17 protein-coding genes and 2 tRNA genes are annotated in these 16,654 nt (G+C 57.1%); 13 read left to right on the top strand and 6 right to left on the bottom strand.

From position 1 onward, the window contains the following. The 9 genes from gspG to bamD are packed head-to-tail and all read left to right on the top strand — an operon-like array spanning position 1 to position 5,957. Positions 1 to 468 carry a type II secretion system major pseudopilin GspG gene (gene gspG / locus EF096_RS15410; protein ID WP_218565778.1) on the top strand — a complete coding sequence of 156 codons (468 nt, stop codon included), beginning with the start codon at positions 1 to 3 and terminating at the stop codon, positions 466 to 468. After that, positions 468 to 1,004, top strand: coding sequence for a type II secretion system protein (locus tag EF096_RS15415; protein ID WP_123890694.1), 537 nt, complete (start codon positions 468 to 470; stop codon positions 1,002 to 1,004). Before gspG ends, EF096_RS15415 begins: the two co-directional genes overlap by 1 nt. Continuing rightward, entirely contained in the window at positions 991 to 1,380 is a 390-nt protein-coding gene (gspI, locus tag EF096_RS15420; RefSeq protein ID WP_123890695.1) for a type II secretion system minor pseudopilin GspI, read from the top strand. Before EF096_RS15415 ends, gspI begins: the two co-directional genes overlap by 14 nt. Further along, positions 1,377 to 2,003 carry a type II secretion system minor pseudopilin GspJ gene (gspJ, locus tag EF096_RS15425; protein ID WP_123890696.1) on the top strand — a complete coding sequence of 209 codons (627 nt, stop codon included), beginning with the start codon at positions 1,377 to 1,379 and terminating at the stop codon, positions 2,001 to 2,003. Before gspI ends, gspJ begins: the two co-directional genes overlap by 4 nt. Next, positions 2,000 to 2,803: a type II secretion system minor pseudopilin GspK gene (gspK, locus tag EF096_RS15430; protein ID WP_123890697.1), complete on the top strand. Its 804-nt coding sequence runs from the start codon at positions 2,000 to 2,002 to the stop codon at positions 2,801 to 2,803. The genes gspJ and gspK overlap by 4 nt, the downstream gene beginning before the upstream one ends. A gap of 22 nt (positions 2,804 to 2,825) precedes the next feature. Then, entirely contained in the window at positions 2,826 to 4,064 is a 1,239-nt protein-coding gene (gspL, locus tag EF096_RS15435) for a type II secretion system protein GspL (protein WP_158611298.1), read from the top strand. Continuing rightward, positions 4,061 to 4,537, top strand: a complete 477-nt coding sequence (gene gspM, locus EF096_RS15440; RefSeq protein ID WP_123890699.1) for a type II secretion system protein GspM — start codon at positions 4,061 to 4,063, stop codon at positions 4,535 to 4,537. Before gspL ends, gspM begins: the two co-directional genes overlap by 4 nt. Further along, complete coding sequence (locus EF096_RS15445) at positions 4,537 to 5,295, top strand: type II secretion system protein N (protein WP_123890700.1); 759 nt, start codon at positions 4,537 to 4,539, stop codon at positions 5,293 to 5,295. Before gspM ends, EF096_RS15445 begins: the two co-directional genes overlap by 1 nt. Before the next feature lie 35 nt (positions 5,296 to 5,330). Continuing rightward, a complete protein-coding gene (gene bamD / locus EF096_RS15450) occupies positions 5,331 to 5,957 on the top strand; it encodes an outer membrane protein assembly factor BamD (protein ID WP_158611299.1) in 627 nt (208 codons plus the stop codon). Positions 5,958 to 6,292: 335 nt separating this feature from the next. Here the strand turns inward: bamD and rdgC are convergent, their stop codons facing one another. Continuing rightward, complete coding sequence (gene rdgC / locus EF096_RS15455; RefSeq protein WP_123890702.1) at positions 6,293 to 7,210, bottom strand: recombination-associated protein RdgC; 918 nt, start codon at positions 7,208 to 7,210, stop codon at positions 6,293 to 6,295. 192 nt (positions 7,211 to 7,402) lie between these two features. Between rdgC and EF096_RS15460 the strand changes: the two genes are divergently transcribed. The 3 genes from EF096_RS15460 (at position 7,403) to EF096_RS15470 (ending at position 8,434) form a co-directional block, all read left to right on the top strand. Further along, positions 7,403 to 7,478 (top strand) — tRNA-Val (locus EF096_RS15460). Between the two features lie 15 nt (positions 7,479 to 7,493). Further along, a tRNA-Asp gene (locus EF096_RS15465) sits at positions 7,494 to 7,570 on the top strand. Positions 7,571 to 7,735: 165 nt separating this feature from the next. Then, positions 7,736 to 8,434: an FKBP-type peptidyl-prolyl cis-trans isomerase gene (locus EF096_RS15470; protein ID WP_123890703.1), complete on the top strand. Its 699-nt coding sequence runs from the start codon at positions 7,736 to 7,738 to the stop codon at positions 8,432 to 8,434. Between the two features lie 287 nt (positions 8,435 to 8,721). Here the strand turns inward: EF096_RS15470 and EF096_RS15475 are convergent, their stop codons facing one another. The 3 genes from EF096_RS15475 to EF096_RS15485 form a co-directional block, all read right to left on the bottom strand. Continuing rightward, on the bottom strand, positions 8,722 to 9,456 hold the full coding sequence (locus EF096_RS15475; RefSeq protein WP_158611300.1) for a substrate-binding periplasmic protein: 735 nt from the start codon (positions 9,454 to 9,456) through the stop codon (positions 8,722 to 8,724). Positions 9,457 to 9,505: 49 nt separating this feature from the next. Further along, a complete protein-coding gene (locus EF096_RS15480) occupies positions 9,506 to 11,311 on the bottom strand; it encodes a bifunctional diguanylate cyclase/phosphodiesterase (protein WP_123890705.1) in 1,806 nt (601 codons plus the stop codon). A gap of 141 nt (positions 11,312 to 11,452) precedes the next feature. Further along, positions 11,453 to 13,546, bottom strand: a complete 2,094-nt coding sequence (locus EF096_RS15485; RefSeq protein ID WP_123890706.1) for a carboxy terminal-processing peptidase — start codon at positions 13,544 to 13,546, stop codon at positions 11,453 to 11,455. 102 nt (positions 13,547 to 13,648) lie between these two features. Here EF096_RS15485 and EF096_RS15490 point away from each other — a divergent pair, with 102 nt between their 5' ends. Then, positions 13,649 to 14,602, top strand: a complete 954-nt coding sequence (locus EF096_RS15490) for an NAD(P)H-quinone oxidoreductase (RefSeq protein WP_372237915.1) — start codon at positions 13,649 to 13,651, stop codon at positions 14,600 to 14,602. Positions 14,603 to 14,657: 55 nt separating this feature from the next. Here EF096_RS15490 and EF096_RS15495 read toward each other — a convergent pair whose 3' ends face one another. After that, positions 14,658 to 15,953, bottom strand: a complete 1,296-nt coding sequence (locus tag EF096_RS15495; RefSeq protein WP_123890708.1) for a M18 family aminopeptidase — start codon at positions 15,951 to 15,953, stop codon at positions 14,658 to 14,660. A 26-nt stretch (positions 15,954 to 15,979) separates the two neighbouring features. After that, a complete protein-coding gene (locus EF096_RS15500) occupies positions 15,980 to 16,615 on the bottom strand; it encodes an RluA family pseudouridine synthase (protein ID WP_123890709.1) in 636 nt (211 codons plus the stop codon). Positions 16,616 to 16,654: the final 39 nt, after the last annotated feature.

Consider the following 16,654-nt stretch of genomic DNA (forward strand, 5'->3'; position numbering starts at 1 on the left):
ATGTGTATTGCAAACAAGCCGGCGCGCGCTGCTCAGCGCGGTTTTACCCTGATTGAGATCATGGTGGTAGTAGTTATCCTGGGCATTCTTGCTGCAGTGGTGGTGCCGCGCGTTATGGATCGTCCGGATCAGGCCCGCATCACCAAGGCGCAGAGCGACATTCGAGCGCTGGAAAGCGCCCTTAATCTGTATCGTCTCGACAACTTCAACTACCCGACCACCGAGCAGGGGCTGAATGCGCTCGTGCGCTTGCCGACGGGCCAGAACGCGCCGCGTAACTGGCGTACCGGCGGGTACCTTGATCGCTTGCAGAAAGATCCTTGGGGCAACGACTACCAGTATCAGACCCCAGGTCGCGATGGCCGTCAGTTCGATATTTATAGCCTGGGGGCCGATGGTCGTCCGGGCGGTACCGAAGCCAATATGGATATTGGTAACTGGGATCTGGATCAGACGAATCAACCCTGATGAAACAACGGCGGCTATCTCGCGGGAGCGCGCAGACGGGGTTTACCCTGATCGAGCTGCTGGTCGTGATGGTGCTGATTGGCGTGATTGCTGGGCTGGCAACGCTGGCCATTGGTGATGGTGCTGATCGTGAACTACGCCAGGAGGCGCAGCGGCTGGCCGGTGTGCTGCAATTGGCCCATGACGAATTGCTTATTACCGGTGGCGCTGATCGCGCGCTAGGGTTGCGCAAAGAGGGTTACAGCATGCTTGATCTGGTGTTGCTCGATGACGCTACCCGTGAATGGCAAGCGCTGCAGGACCCGCAGCTAGGGCCGCACTACTTCACTGAAGGCGTGGTGGAACTTGAGTATGAGACTGACGGCGCGCGGCAGAGTCTGTCACAAACCGACAGCTGGAAGCCGCATGTACGACTGAGTAATACCGGAGAGCTGACACCGGGGCTGATTGTGTTGCGGGTGCCAGGCAAGGACCTGGTGCAGTACCTGAGTATCAGCCTGGAGGGGAGTATTGAGGTGAGTAATGAGCGCCCGTAAATCCGGCGGCTTTACCCTGCTTGAAGTCATGGTTGCGTTGACCATCCTGGCGGTAGCGCTCGCAGCGCTGGTCAAGTCCGGCAGTGATCATGCGCGCAATACCATCTATCTTCAGGAGCGCACCATGGCGCATTGGGCCGGAGAAAATCTGCTGGCGGAATATCAGTCCGGCATGCGGCCAGCGGCGGTGGGCGATCTGAATGGGCAGACCGAGATGGGACCTTATCGCTTTGGCTATAAGGCTCAGGTCAGCGACTACAGTGCCACCTCGCCATTTCCATTGCCTGCGGTACGCCGAATCGATATCCGGCTCTGGTTGTTACCGGGCGATGAAAGCGGACAACGGGCTGTTGTCAGCGGCTTTGTGCTGCCATGAAAACGCAACAATCCCGAGGGTTTACCCTGCTCGAACTGCTGATTGCCATGGCGGTATTCGCGATCATGAGTGTGGTGGCCTATTCCGGTCTGCGCGCGGTGCTGGATGCGGATCATGTGACGCGTGCCAGTTCCAGTCAACTGGCAGATTTGCAGGTTAGTCTGAGTGTGCTGGAGCGAGATTTGGCGCAGATGGTTGATATTCAGGTGCGCGATGAATTTGGCGACCGGTTACCGCCATTGCGTTTGCTGGCCGGTACCGAGCAGCCGCTGCTGGAAATTGTGCGCGCCGGTTCCGGCGGAGATCAGCGCTTGCGACGCACTGCCTGGCGACTCACGGAAGCCGGGCTGGAGCGCGAGCTTTGGCCCGGTGTTGATATTACCGATGCCGAGCAGCGGCGTATTCAGCCCTTTGCTGATCTGGTGGAAGAGGGCGAGCGCTTGGGTGTTGAGACGGGCTTTGCTTTCGTGGTACGCGGTCCCAGCGGCCTGGAGCGGGTCAATAATTGGCCACCGGAAGGGCTTGATCCCAGCAGCAGTCAATTGCCCTTGGCGGTTGAGCTTGTGCTGGATGTGCCGCGCCTGGGGCTGATTCGACGCCTGATTCCGGTAGGCACGCTATGAAGCCGCAGGCGCAGCAGCGCGGTGTGGCGCTGATTACCGCTTTGCTGGTGGTGGCGCTGGCGGTGACAGCGGCCGTGGGTATGGTTTTGCGCGGGCAGGCCGATATTCGCCGCAGCAGCGCGGTATTCGAGCGTGATCTGTCACGGCACATAGCGCTAGGCGCGGAAAAAATGGTGCTGCAGGTGTTGGAACAGGCAGATGGACCTGATGATTTGCTATGGGATACCTGTCTATCACCTGTTTTGCCCTTCGAGGTTGACCAGGTAAAGCTCCAGGCCACGTTGGATAACATGCGGTGTCGCTACAACCTGAATGCGCTAGCGGGCGGTGACGAACAGCAGCAAGCCGATTTCGCGCGACTGGTTGATCGGGTGGCGCAGGATTCAGGTGTGACTATGCCATCAGGGGCGCAGCTGGCCGTGGCGGTCAGCGACTGGATGGATCCCGAGACCGATGACCCGCTATACCGCCTGCAGGATCCACCGAGGTTATCCGCCAATCGCACCATGCTGGTTGCCTCTGAATTGAACTCGGTGGCGGGTATGACCAGCGAAGCCTGGCAAGCGCTGGCACCCTATGTGACGGCTTACCCCGCACAGGAAAGTCCGATCGACCTGGAGCGAAGCCCGGATCTGATGAAAGAGGTCTTTGCTGACCGCGCATCAGGTGATGATGCGGCCTGGTTTATGCGCCTGCAAATAGTCGCTGAGTTTGGTGAGCGGCGCTTTTTTCAATGCACCTTGCTGGATGCGCCCAACGGCAAAGTGGTCCTGCGAGAACAAACGGCTTGTGAGCCATGATAATAATTGGATCAGACAATCTATGTTGATAGTGCTTTTACCTGAACAACCGCTGCTGGCGGACGATGCTGATCCGGCGCTGTACTGGTGGCGTTGTGATCGCGATGGTAGCCAGCTGGACAACGGTCTGGACGGGCTGGGTGCGCTGCGCCAACGCTTTGGCAATGAGCGTATTCGGGCGTTGGCGCCAGCCTCGTCGGTTAACCTGTTCCGGGTGCGACTGCCCACACAGCGCGCCGCTGCGGCGCGCGCCGCATTGCCCTATGCGCTGGAAGAGCTGGTCAGCCAGGAGCTGGATGAGCTGCATATTGTCATGGGGCCGCGTCGTGCCGACGGCCAGACCAGTGCGGCGGTTGTCTCGCACACGCCCATGCAAAGCTGGCTTGAGCGTTTTCGCCAAGCCGGCTGGCGGCTCGAAGGGCTCTTGCCGCAGGCTACGCTGCATACGGATGAGAGTGCGCAGCAGGCACTTTTGGTTGCCGCGTCACCGTGGCCCCAGCAAACAGAGCAAGTATTGGTGCTGTCGGCCACAGAGGAGCCAGTGCTGCTGGACCGCAGCCTGGCAGGCATCTGGATTACACGCCGCTTGGCTGCGCTGGAAGCTGGCGCCCAACAGCTTGGTTTGTCGGGGTTGACGCTGGCAGAACTCAATCTTTCGTTGCCCGAGACGGTACAGATAACGCAGCTTCCGGTTAGCGACCGCCTTGCTCCAGCCTTGCATCAGGCCGTGCGCAACCAACCACCATTCAACCTGCTTTGTGGGACCTATGCCGTCAGTATGGCCGCACCGCCCTGGCGCAAGTTGCGGCCGTTGATGATCGCCAGCGGGGTCTCGTTGTTGTTGGCCTTGGGGTGGCTCGCTGGAGAGCACATGATTCTCAGCCAGGAGCGCGACAGTCTGCGGGCCGATATTGACCGTCTGTTTGATCGCGGCATGCCGAACAGTCGGCGTAGTGATCCGGTCATGCAGTTTCGCCAAACCCTGCAGGGGGGCGCGCAGATTAGCTCGGATAGCGGTATGGGGCCCCTGTTGCATGCGTTCTTCACGGTGCTGGCAGAGCACCCGAATGCTGAGGTGGTGAAGATTCGCGGTAACCAGGATAGCACTGAAATTGAGCTGCGCGTGGCCTCTTTCTCGGACCTTGAGGCTATCAGGGCGGAGCTGTCAGCGTTACCGGGCATAAGCGAGAACCTGGAAGGAGCTGATTCGGAGAATGACGGCGTTTCCGCGCGCGTGAAAGTACAAAGGAGTGGCTCATGAAAAGCTGGTGGGCAGGACTGGCCCCGCGTGAACGACTGATTTTGCTGGCAGGATCGGTGTTTTTGCTGGTTATGGCTTTCTGGCTGGTTATCTGGGAGCCGCTGATTGCCGGGCGTGCAGAGCTCAGGCAGGAAGTGCGGACGCTGTCAGCCGAGCGTCTCTGGATGGAGCAGGTAGTGGACGACGTTAGGCGTCGGGCGCGGATGTCACAGGGCGAAACCAGTTCGAGTGGCTCAGTGTTGACGCTGGTTGAAGTGTCGGCTCATGCGGCTGGTTTGAAGGAGGCGCTGTCGCGGGTGCAGCCGGAAGGTCAGGGCGCGCGGTTGAGCTTTGATCAGGTTGGTATGGACGCGTTATTGAGTTGGCTGGCCGACCTCGAGCAGCGCCAGGGATTGCAGGTCACACAGTTGGCGCTGGACGTAACAGAAGCCAAGGGCATCGTCTCTGCCAGATTGCTTGTGGAGCGTCCCTGATGCAGCGTCTTTTGCGACTCAGAACCCTTTTGGTGTTGTCCTTGCTGGTGTTTGTATTGACTCTGCTGAGTAATTTGCCAGCGAGTCTGGTCTGGCGCCAGGTGGCGCCGAGCTTGCCGGCGGAGGTAGAACTGCAGGGTATTTCCGGCAGTTTGTGGCAGGGAAATGTTGCCAATATGCGGGTAGATGGAATAGACCAGGGTGCCTTGCGCTGGGATTGGTTGCCGGCGGCCATGCTCAAGGGTCAGTTGGCGCTTGATCTGGATTGGCGTCCGCGAAATGGCCAGGTATACGCCACCTTGCGCCTCGGGCTGGATACGCTGGTACTGGAGCAGGTTCATGGCCGGCTGGATGCGCGCAGTATGGCGGCGGTGAACAAGGCGCCTTTTATCCTGACCGGCGACTGGCTACTCGATGTTCCCGAGCTTAGGCTGGAGGGGTTTGAGCGTGTAGCCCAGGCGCAGGGACGTATTGTTTGGCAACAGGCGGGCGGCGGCCTGCCGGAACCACTGGCGCTGGGGCATCTGGCTGCAGATCTGAGCAGTGAAAACGATTGGTTGATGATGACGCTTTCCTCTGACCTGGATGGGCCGTTGGCGCTCGATGGAACGGCAAAATGGCGTCCGGCGCAGGCCATGCAACTGGATACCCGGCTAAAGGCTCGCCAGCAGGCTGATCCAGGCTTGATTCAGGGCCTGACGATGTTGGGACGACCCGATGCTGATGGTTGGGTACACTGGCGCGCAAGGCTGCAATGACAATGTTAACGCAACAGCATAATAGGATGGGCGCGATGCGCGGAGTATGGTTACTGGCAGTGCTTTTGGGATTAGCAGGTTGTGCCAGCTCAACGGTAAAGCAGCAGGAACAGAGTTCGGCCGTTGCCGATGCGCGAGCGCGCCTGGGTATGGGGCAATGCAATATGAATCTGGCGCAGCAGGTACATCAACTTAGTGACCCACAGCTCGACCTGGAGGCGGCCTATCTATGTTTGCAGCAGGGTCAGCTGCCGCCGCTTGAATTGGTGTTGGAGGATTTTGCCAAGCGCCACCCGGATGCGCCGTATCAGGATTACGCCTCGTACCTGCAGGCGATGGTGCCCTTCGCGCGCTTTGAAATGGCAGCCGGTGATGACCAGGAGCGCTTACGAGTGGGTCGCGAGGCCCATGCCCAACTGACTGGCTTCATTCGGCACTACCCGGAGTCTGCTTATCGCAGTGAGATTGTGCCGCGCCTGGAGACCCTGCTGGAAGGTATGGCGCAAGCTGAATACGACCTGGCCATGCTGGATGTGGAAACCGGACAACGCGAGCGAGGCGAGGCGCGCTTGCGTTACTTGACGCAATATTACCCACGAAGCAAGGCTGCCGTTGAGGCGCAACACTGGTTGGGTACGGCGCCATCGTCGACGTCAGATTAGTTACTGCTAGGTCAGAGTGTGGGGTCAGGTCAAGCGATTTTGTAGCGATTCGGCCGGCTTTTTTTGCGCTTATTCGGGGCGCCTCGGGTTGACATTGTGCACAGATATGGGGCGGGCTGTCATTGAACCGTAAGATAACTCTGTAAGTGCTTGAATTTGGGTGTTGAATTTGTAAGTTGTTGATTTTATTGGATAAAAAATAGGTTAAAAAATAACCATTTTGCAGCGTCGCCCCAGCTACCCTAGCTCGGCGCGCTGTTCAAACAAGCTATCCACAAAGTTATGCACAGATTTTGTGGATAGCTTTTCGCAGGCCGGGCCAGTTACGCGTCGTTTCAGATCCCCTGCGGGATATCCTCGCCACCGAGGGCGTTGGTAAGCGCGGGAATAAGTTCACTGAGGGTGCTGGACATGATGCTGAAGCTGGCGTCCAGCTGGCTTGCCATGTCATCCCCGGCGTTATCATCAGCTTCATCACGCAGCAGGTCTTCAAACTTCAGGCGCTTGACGGTGAGCTTGTCGTCCAGGCTGAAGCTGAGTTTCTCCTGCCATTGCAGCGCCAGTTGACTGACTTGCTTACCGGCTGAGAGGTGCAGCTGAATTTCATCGCTGGCCAGATCCTGACGCTTGCAGCGCACTACGCCGCCATCCTCACTGGTGTCGCGTAATTCACATTCGTCGCCGATCACCATCTGCTCGGGTGCGCTGCCATCTTTCACCCACTGGGTCATGCAGGCAGCGGGAGCCATCTTAACGTTCAGCGGACGAACCGGCAGAGTCCCGGTGCATTCGCGCAGCAGGCTCAGAAGGTCCTCAGCGCGCTTGTGGCTGGAGCTATCGACCGCGACCCAGCCCTCACCCGGGCAAATGCAGGCATAGGTCGTCTGCGTGCGCGTGAAGGCCCTTGGCAGCAATGACATGATGATGTCGTCTTTCAGGGTGTCGCGCTCTTTCTTGTAAACCTTGCGCGAATCACGGTTCTCGATTTCCTCGACTTTCTCAGCCAGCGCTTCCTTGACCACGCTACCGGGCAAGATGCGTTCTTCTTTGCGCATAGCGATCAGCCAATAACCGTTGCTGGTTTCCAGTCGGTTCTCTGAGTGACGGCCATAGGGGGTAGTCCAGCCCAGTGTATGGGTTTCCTGGCTGGCGCAGGGACGTGATGGCTTTTCCTCAAGCGCATCGAGCAGCTCGGTTTCGCTGAAAGGAATCGGTTGACTGAAGCGATAGAGAAGCAAATTACGAAACCACATTGTGCTGTCCTTCTGTTGTTGCCTTGGGGCAGTGCGCCCGAGAAAGCGAGCAATTTTGCCTGAGCCCATGCGTCACGACCAGTATTTACGGGGCTGATGAATAAGATATTGAAATAGTCTGATTTTTTTTTGAAAAAGGTGTTGCCATAATCGAAAAAGCTGCCTAGAATGCGCCCCACTTCGAGAGCAAACGGGTGATTAGCTCAGCTGGGAGAGCATCTGCCTTACAAGCAGAGGGTCGGCGGTTCGATCCCGTCATCACCCACCACTCGAGGTATATAGCGCAGCGGTAGTTCAGTTGGTTAGAATACCGGCCTGTCACGCCGGGGGTCGCGGGTTCGAGTCCCGTCCGCTGCGCCATTTCCCCCTCAGATGTAAATCCTGTTTATCCCCTGAATCGTGTAGCAGTTATCACTGCGCTGATTCGCCTGTCCGTTTATCTCTGATCCTGTAGCCTGCCCCTTCAAGCCCTGTTAAGCTGATTGCTTTATTTCGCCCTGTGTGGGCCTGTCTATTGAGGTAAGCATGAAGCGTAATCTGCTGGCAGTCAGTGTTGCAGTCGGTGTCTTGATATTGTCCGGTTGCGAGAAGGAACCAGAACTTACTACCCCTATCCAGCAAGCCTCCTATGGCATTGGTTTGAACATGGGGCAGAGCCTGTTGCAGGATGGCCTGGATGATATTGATGCTCAGGCATTGGCGCTCGGTCTGGAAGATGCGCTATCCAAGGCTGATCATCGGGTAGGTGATGAGGAGCTGACTGCTGCTTTCACCACGTTGCAGGAGCGCGCGCAAGAGCGTGCCAAAAACCTGGCTGACAAATCCCTGGAAGCCAATAAGAAGTATCTGGAAGAAAATGCCGCGAAAGACGATGTGGTAACCACCGAGTCTGGCTTGCAGTATGAAGTCTTGACTGCTGGCGATCAGGATTCTGCGCAGCCTGCTGCGGATGACGTGGTTGTCGTGCATTACGAAGGTCGCTTGGTTGATGGTACTGTTTTCGACAGCTCTGTCGAGCGCGGTGAGCCAGCAGAGCTGCCGGTCAATGGTGTTATTCCTGGCTGGATGGAAGCACTGCAGCTAATGCACGTGGGTGATAAGTGGAAAGTGACCTTGCCGAGTGAGCTGGCCTACGGTGAGCGCAGTCCTAGCCCGGTTATTCCGCCTAACTCTGTCCTGGTGTTTGAAATGGAGCTGATCTCCATTGCTCCCACAGAAGAATAAGCGGTAACACGTAGGAATGCCCGAGGCAAGGCCTTCGGGCATTCAAGTGTTACCCTTATGCACAATTTCCGGTAACACTTTCTGTTTACTTCCTACTTATTTTCTGATCCTTTCCTTCCTTTGTAACTGGCTGAAAAATATCGCTTTTTTCTCTGGTTAAAATATACCCTTTTTGACTGCAAGCGCTTTCTAACGGGCGTTTGAAGCACTTTTCCAGTTTTTTTACACAGAGTTATCCACAGGTTCTGTGGGTAACCGATCAAGATGCACCAGGTGTAAGGGGTTGCTCAGTCGAAGCGCTGGACTATGCGTTGCATTCGGCCATCTTCAATCATCTGATCAATGCTTTGGGCCAGTCTTTGGCTGTTGTCTTCAGTGGGGTTGGTAATGGCGCATTGCAGTGAGAAGGTTTCTACCGCCCAGTTACTGATACGAAATGATGTTTGGCCGGTCGGTAGCAGGTGTTTTACTGCGCGACGCAGGTCGATGGCGGCATCCAGTCGACCTCGTTCAAGCATCTTTAGTCTGGTTGGCAGATCACGTACGTCGTGTCGCGTGATGAGCTGCTGTTCAAAGGCAAGGGTTGCCTGGGGGGAGTAGTGGTAGCCCTGCGTGGTCCCGACTATTGCCCCTTTGAGCTGGCCGAGTGATGCGGGGGCAGGAGTATCCAGCCGCGTTATTATCACGTCCGCATCCTCATAGAGGCTTTTCGTCCACAGCAGGGATGTCGGTGAACCCAGCCACGTTGGTTGCGTATTGCAGATGATATTAATCCGGCCGTTTGCCAGGGATTCTTCAATTCGGTTATTTGGGGTCGCAACAAAGATAACGTCGCGCTCGACTACGGCGGCGACTTCGATACCAATGTCGTGCGTCAGGCCTGCTTGCAAGTCGTTATTCTGGACAATCACATAAGGAGCCGGGTCTGCTGGGGAGTATCCCCATAGCAGCGGCTGAGCCTGACTAAGCTGCGTTGTAAGGGCCAGTCCAGCCAAAGCCAGACCAGAGGTGAAATTGGACACAGTTAACCCGCTATCAGTGATACCGCTTTAATCTTAGCTCATTGGCGAGCTAAATAATCTGACAGTGATGATCTTCTTTTTGCTCGGGCGCCTGCTCAGTGCTCGCTAGCTGCAGTGCGTTCGACAGTGCAATACTGAAGCCGCGTATCTTTTTTGCATCGTGCTTGGCGCGGGAGGCGTGCTCTGCCAGATAGGCTGGGTCTATCTTCTCGGCGTGTTGTCCCCTTAGTTGAAGTACGCCGATGGAGAGGTTGAGTAGGTCGTGTTTGCGCCAATTACCTTCCCTGTCTGGCGCGCTGAAGCCTTGATCTTCTATATGCTCGGGGCGATAAAGGGTCAGGCATAATTGCTGGAAGCGCTGATCTAGTTGATTAAGCCTTTGGCGCCAGTCTTTGCTGCGCATGACCAGCATGAAGTCATCACCGCCGATGTGCCCGACGAAGTCTTTCTGTGGGTCGCATAGCTCGCGTAATAGTTGGGCCAGGGCTAGTAGCACTTCGTCACCTTTGCCATAACCATAGAGGTCGTTAAAGGGCTTGAAGTTGTCCAGGTCGACGTAGCATAGCTGTGCGTCTTCCTGCTGCTCCAGCAGGCGCTCCAGGCACTGCTGGATAGGGATGTTCCCGGGCAGCAGGGTTAGCGGGTTGGCGTGTCGCGCTTGTTGTAGCTTGAGTTCGGTGATTTGTCGCAGTACGTCAATGCCGCGTCCCAGCCCTTTATAAACGCCTTGGTCGATAATTATAAAGTCGTCTTCCAGGCGCTGGCGCGCTCGGCTGGTAAGCAGCCGGCTCACACGCTGCAGGCTTTGCCGTATATCTACCAGCAAGCAATCGGTATCCATTAATTTACGGATGGGTTTGCGACTGTAAATTTCCTGCGCAAAGGGCTTGAGCATGGTTTGGCTTAACGCATGGCGTTGCACCGCGCCGATCGGGCGCTGATGGTCGTCCAATATGGCTAGTGTGTTTAGCGTGGGTTGTTGCTGAAAAAAAGCCAGTACGTTCTGTACCAGCGTATTTTCGTTCAGCCCGGCTACGGGCAGCAGCAGGCTGTGGATTGGGGCGTCGTCGCTGCTGGTCGATTTACGCTGATTCAATCGCTCTGCCAGCAGCTCGGGATTTATCTCTGGCACACTCGCAGGACGACCCAGCCAATACCCTTGAACCCAGTCGATACCGATTTCTTCCAGAACGGCAAGTTCTTCGGGTTGTTCAATGCCTTCGGCGATGACTTGAGCTCTTGAGGCGTTGGCCATTTGCAGAATGGATACGACGAACTCGCGCTTGATAGGGTCCTGATGTATGCCATCAACAAAGTGCCGGTCTATCTTGACGTACTCTGGGTGTAATTCGGACCACAGGCGCAGGCTGGAGTAGCCCGCACCAAGATCGTCCAGCGCAATGGAAAACCCCATGTCGCGGTAGTGGTGGAGCGCAGTCTGGAGCAGGTTCAGGTCTTCTATGGGGGCTTGCTCGGTCAGCTCGATCACTACACGATCAGGCGTTAACCCCTTGGCTTCAAGCATTGCCAGTGTGCCGCCGGAGTAATGCTGCTGCTCGAGCAGACTTTCCGGTGAGACGTTGAGAAACAGCTTGCCAGGCAGCCTTAAGGCACAAAATCGGTCGATGGCGTGGCTGCGGCAGAGCATTTCCAGCTCGGTTAGCATGCCGTGGTAGCGAGCGGCAGCAAACAGGGTAAGAGGGGAGTGCAGGGGGCTGTTGGAAGGGCCTCGGCTCAGCGCCTCATAGCCTATGACGCGTTGTTCCAGGCTGGATACGATGGGCTGAAACAGGCTGGATATAGCGCCTCTGTTGAGGATGTTCAGCAGCGCTTGGCGTTGTTCGGAGACGGTCATTGGCGATCCCGGGCGAATGGATTTTACTTTGCCCGGCAGCCTGAGAGGCTCTGGATAGGCACACTGACGGGCAATTGTACTGACCCGAGGCAGTGTGCCATCACTATATTACAGAAAAGTTACAGTTGTTGGCCGCGCAACTTAGTTGGCCTTGGCCACCTGATGCTCCAGTTGCAGGAGATCCACCAGAATTTGCCCCGTTTCGACCAGAAAGGCATCGGGCTCTTCGTCCGATGTGCTACTGTGCAAAGCTACCTCGTCTGCAGGATCTTCTTTTTCCAGAGAGGCTAGCGGCTCCTCACCGTTTGCCGTACGCCGCGTATTTTCCATGACCAACAGACGTGACTCGTAGTCGTTCAGCTGTTGCTTACGCTTGTCCTCATTCAACGGCAAGGTTTTGCGCGCCTTGATTTCGTCGTCCAGGCCCAAGCGGGCCAGAGTGTAGACAAAGTCAGGGTCGTTTGCCGCGCGCGCTTCATGGTCGATCAGCAGTTGCTGGACGAAGGGTTTGAGCTGCTGGCTGCTGCTGTAGCGCGCAGGCGGAATGGTATCCCACGGCATGGCATGAGGCAGGGCGCTTTCGCCTATTTCCTTACTGTCCAGCAATGATGGATAGCTGATGTCGGGTACCACGCCGCGATGCTGAGTGCTCTGACCGGAAACACGATAGAACTTGGCCAGGGTCAATTTCAATTCGCCATGATTGAGCGGTTGAATCGACTGCACCGTGCCTTTGCCAAAGGTTGGCTCACCAATGATGAGCGCGCGGCCATAGTCCTGCATGGCGCCAGCAAAGATCTCCGATGCGGAGGCGGATAGGCGGTTTACCAGCACGGCCATGGGGCCGTTGTAGGTGACACCTGACTCGGGGTCGTCAAGCACCTGTACATCGCCTTCAGTATTGCGGACCAGTACGGTAGGTCCTTGGTCGATGAACAGGCCGGTCAATTCGGTGGCTTCTTGCAGGGAGCCGCCGCCATTGTCACGCAGATCAAGGACCACGCCATCAACGTTCTCTGCTTTCAGCTCTTCGAGCAAGCGACGTACGTCACGCGTAGTGCTGCGGTAATCCGGATCGCCCTGACGGTAGGCTTTGAAGTCGAGGTAAAAACCGGGTAGATCAATGACGCCGATGCGGTAGTCATGGCCCTGGTTGTTTAGCTCGATCACACGTGACTTGGCTGCCTGGTCTTCCAGCTTGATCGCTTCGCGAGTCAGGTTGACCACTTTGCTGGCCATATCGCCGGGTGGGTTGCTGGCAGGGATGACTTCCAGGCGGACGTTCGAGCCTTTGGGGCCGCGTATCAACTTGACCACTTCGTCCAGGCGCCAGCCGATAACGTCGACCATTTCTCCATCAGCCTGGGCAACACCGACGATACGGTCGGCCGCGGCAAGTTGCTGGCTGCGCTGGGCCGGTCCGGCGGGGACCAGGCGCATTATCTTGGTGTATTCATTATCGCTCTGCAGGACGGCACCGATACCTTCCAGAGACAGGCTCATGTTGATATCGAAGTTTTCTGCATTTTCCGGTGACAGGTACTGGGTGTGGGGATCGTACACCTGCGCCAGTGCGTTGATGTAATTTTGGAAAATATCTTCCGAGCGGGTCTGGCTGATGCGTATCTGCTGTCCCTTGTAGCGCTTCACCAGCTGGGTCTGGATGTCATCCAACGTTTTGCCGGACAGCTTCAGGCGCAACACCTCATCTTTGATTTGGTCGCGCCAGAGTTGGTGCAGCGCGTCATCATCTCTGGCCCAGGCAGCGTCTTCGCGATCAACCAGTATCTCTTTGTCGGTGGAGAAGTCGAGAGTTGATAGCTGATTTTCCAGCAGACCCAGGGTGAATTCCAGCCGTTGCTCCAAACGCTCCAGCTGGCGCTTGTGCATATCAAAGCCAACACTCAGATCGCCGCTGAGCAGCAGGTCATCCATGCGCAGACGGTTTTTGGCAAAACCATCGATGTCCTGCTGACTGAACAAGCTGCGCTGACTATCCAGGTGCGTCAGGTAGGTGTCGTATACCTGCGCTGAAAGAGCATCGTCCAGGCGTGTACGGTTGTAGTGATGGCGGCGTAGCAGCTCTACTGTGTTTAGGCTGGCGATGACTTGATCACGAGTGGGCTGCAGCTGATCAAGGTCGAGCGGCTCGGCCTTCTCTGCGGCAAAAACGGTGGCGCTGATTGACATAAAAGCAATCAGGCATGACTGGCGCAGGGTGTTGGAACCTTTCATCTGGGGTATCGTATCCGGAGAGAGTATGCTTTTATAGAGGTTGTGTGGGAGCCTGAGTTCCCGACTGTATTTACCTATTAGTAGATGAACTATGGAGGCAGCGTGAGAGGATTGCAAGCCGAGGGCGGAGCACTGGTTTGGCAGGAACAGGCAGCAGAAACACTGCAACCTGGCCAAGTTCGCGTGAAGGTCATGGCCGCGGGGTTGAACCGCGCCGACCTGTTGCAAAAGGCGGGTATGTATCCGCCACCCGCTGGCGTGACCAGCGTGCTGGGGCTGGAGTGTGCCGGTCAGGTGGTGGAAGTCGCCGAGGGCACGCGCTGGAAAGTGGGTGATCGGGTCTGTGCGCTGCTGGCCGGCGGCGGTATGGCTGATGAAGTCGTGGTTGATGAGCGTCACTTGCTTACCGTACCCGCTAATCTCGACTGGGCTGAAGCCGCTGCCATTCCGGAGGTGTTCAGTACTGCCTGGTTGAATATCTTTGAGCTGGCGAACGCACGGCCGGGCGAAAAGGTATTGATCCACGCGGGTGCTAGTGGTGTGGGTACTGCAGCCATTCAGCTGTGCAAGGCGCAGGGTAATCCTTGCTGGGTGACTGTCGGCAGCCAGGAAAAACTGGACGCCTGTATCAAGCTCGGCGCTGAAGGCGGCGTATTGCGTCAGGGTGGTATTGCTGCATTAGCCGACCAAGGTCCGTTTGATGTGGTGTTGGATCCGGTTGGTGCTAACTACGCTGCTGATCACCTTGATCTGCTGGCTGTTGATGGCCGCTGGGTGCTGATTGGTCTTATGGGTGGCCGTGAGGCGACACTGGACCTGGGCAAGATGCTGGTCAAGCGTGCGCGCCTGATCGGCTCAACGTTGCGCACCCGCGATGCTGGCTTTAAGGCAACCTTGCTGGCTGATATGGAACAACGCCTGATGCCGTTGTTTGCCAAGGGCGATCTGCATCCGTTGGTCGCCAAGACATTTGCTTTTGAGGATGCCGAGGCGGCGTTTGCCGAGCTGGCAAGTGACAAGATCGTTGGTAAAGTGATACTGCTGCGCGAGGCTTGATCGAGCAGACTAAAACCCCGCTGTGCAACATGCGCAGCGGGGTTTTTTGTGCTCGCTAAATGAGCTGCGCGCAGTTGTAGAAGTGACGCAACACGCTGGTTAGATAACCTGGATCGCGGCTGCCAGCCAGCTCCCTGATGGAATGCATGGCAAAGGTGGGCGCGCCTATATCGACGGTGCGCACGCCCAGGCGGCTCGCGGTAATTGGGCCGATGGTGCTGCCGCAGCCCATGTCGCTGCGCACAACAAAGCTTTGCACCGGAATGTTCGCGGCCTCGCAGAGGGAGCGGAAAAAGGCCGCTGTCTCGCTGTTGGTGGCATAGCGCTGGTTACTGTTGATCTTGATAACCGGCCCGGCGTTCAGCTTGGGGCCGTGATTGTCGTCGTGTTTTGCTGCGTAGTTGGGGTGTACTGCATGCGCGTTGTCCGCGGACACCAGCAGTGAGCGCTGAAGTACCTGAACGCGCTGAGCGGCGTCCGGTACTATGCGGCTGAGTACGTCTTCCAGGAAGGGGCCGTCGGCGCCGCAGCTGGAGCTTGAGCCTATCTCTTCATGGTCGGTGCAGACCAGCAAGCAAGCCTGTTCGGACTCTGCACTCAATAGTGCGGTTAGGCCGACGTGGCAGGACAGCAGATTGTCCAGTCGAGCAGCGCTGAAGAAGTCATTGTCCAGGCCGATAGTAGCTGGCGGCTGGGTGTCATAGAAGCTCAGCTCGTAATCGAGGATGTCCAGGTTGGCGCAATCGGCATGCTCGCGCTGCAATTGCTCAGACAGCAAGGCGCGCAGGTCGCGTGCCGGGTCCAGGCTGTGGGCCAGCAACGGTGGCAGATCGGTTTGTGGGTTGATCGGCAGGCCGTCGTTGACGCCGCGATTGAGGTGGATAGCCAGACTGGGGATTATTGCAATGGGTCGTTTGAAGTTGATCAAGCGACTGGCTATGCGTCCTTCTGCGGTACGAAAGCTGACGCGGCCGGCCAGGGACAGGTCGCGGTCGAACCAGGGTGCGAGCAGGGCGCCGCCATACACTTCTACGCCTAGCTGCCACATGCCTTGCTGATTGAGTTCCGGTTGCGGCTTGACCTTAAGGCACGGGCTGTCGGTATGCGCGCCGACTAGGCGAATTCCGCGCTGCAGGCTATCAGCGCCCCCCATCTGAAAGGCAATCAATGACGAGTCGTTGCGCGTCACCAGATATTTGCCGCCGCTTTCAAGCTGCCAGTCTGCGCGCTCATCCAGTGCCTGGTAGCCGGCATCGAGCAGGCGGCTGCGCAATGTCGCGGTGGCGTGAAATGGAGTAGGTGACTGACTGATAAAGTCAGCCAGGTCCTGATTCAAGTCGGTATGCGACATGCCGTATTCCTCGCGGGCAGTGTGATTCAAAAAGGGCAGGGGCACTCAAAGGACAAGCGTTCGGCTGTCTCTGGATGACTTATCACTAGCTTGGCGGCATGCAGTGCCAGTCGTGGGCAAGCTGCCAGCGCCTGCTCGTGCGCATACAGGCGATCACCTAGCAAGGGATGCCCGATCGCCAGCATGTGAACGCGCAATTGATGTGAGCGGCCGGTAATCGGAGTTAGCTCTACTCGACAGTAGTCACCGTGTCGCTCTAGTATCCGCCAAAAGGTTTGCGCGTGCTTGCCTTGCTCATGGTCGACTATGTGCCTCGGTTTGTTGGGCGGGTCATAGCGCAGTGGCAGGTCAATATGGCCGGAGTCGGTAGCGGGCTGTCCCCAGCATAACGCAATGTAGGCCTTTTCTGTTTCACGGTCATGAAACTGACGTGACAGCTCGCGGTGAGCATCGGGGTTGCGGGCGATGACCAGTAGTCCGGACGTTTCCCAGTCCAGGCGGTGCACAATACGGGCTTCAGGATAGCCGTTATCTTGCAGGCGGGTGATCAGGCAATCCTTGTTATCCTCGGCGCGGCCGGGTACGGATAGCAAAAGAGTGGGCTTGTTGACGATGAGAAAGGCCGGATCCTGATGCAGGATGCCGATATCGGTCAGGGGCATGATGATTCCGCTGCGCCGCCCTGATGCAGGCGGCGCATA

The sequence above is a fragment of the Pseudomonas neustonica genome, from assembly GCF_003797945.1.
GTDB lineage: Bacteria > Pseudomonadota > Gammaproteobacteria > Pseudomonadales > Pseudomonadaceae > Halopseudomonas > Halopseudomonas neustonica.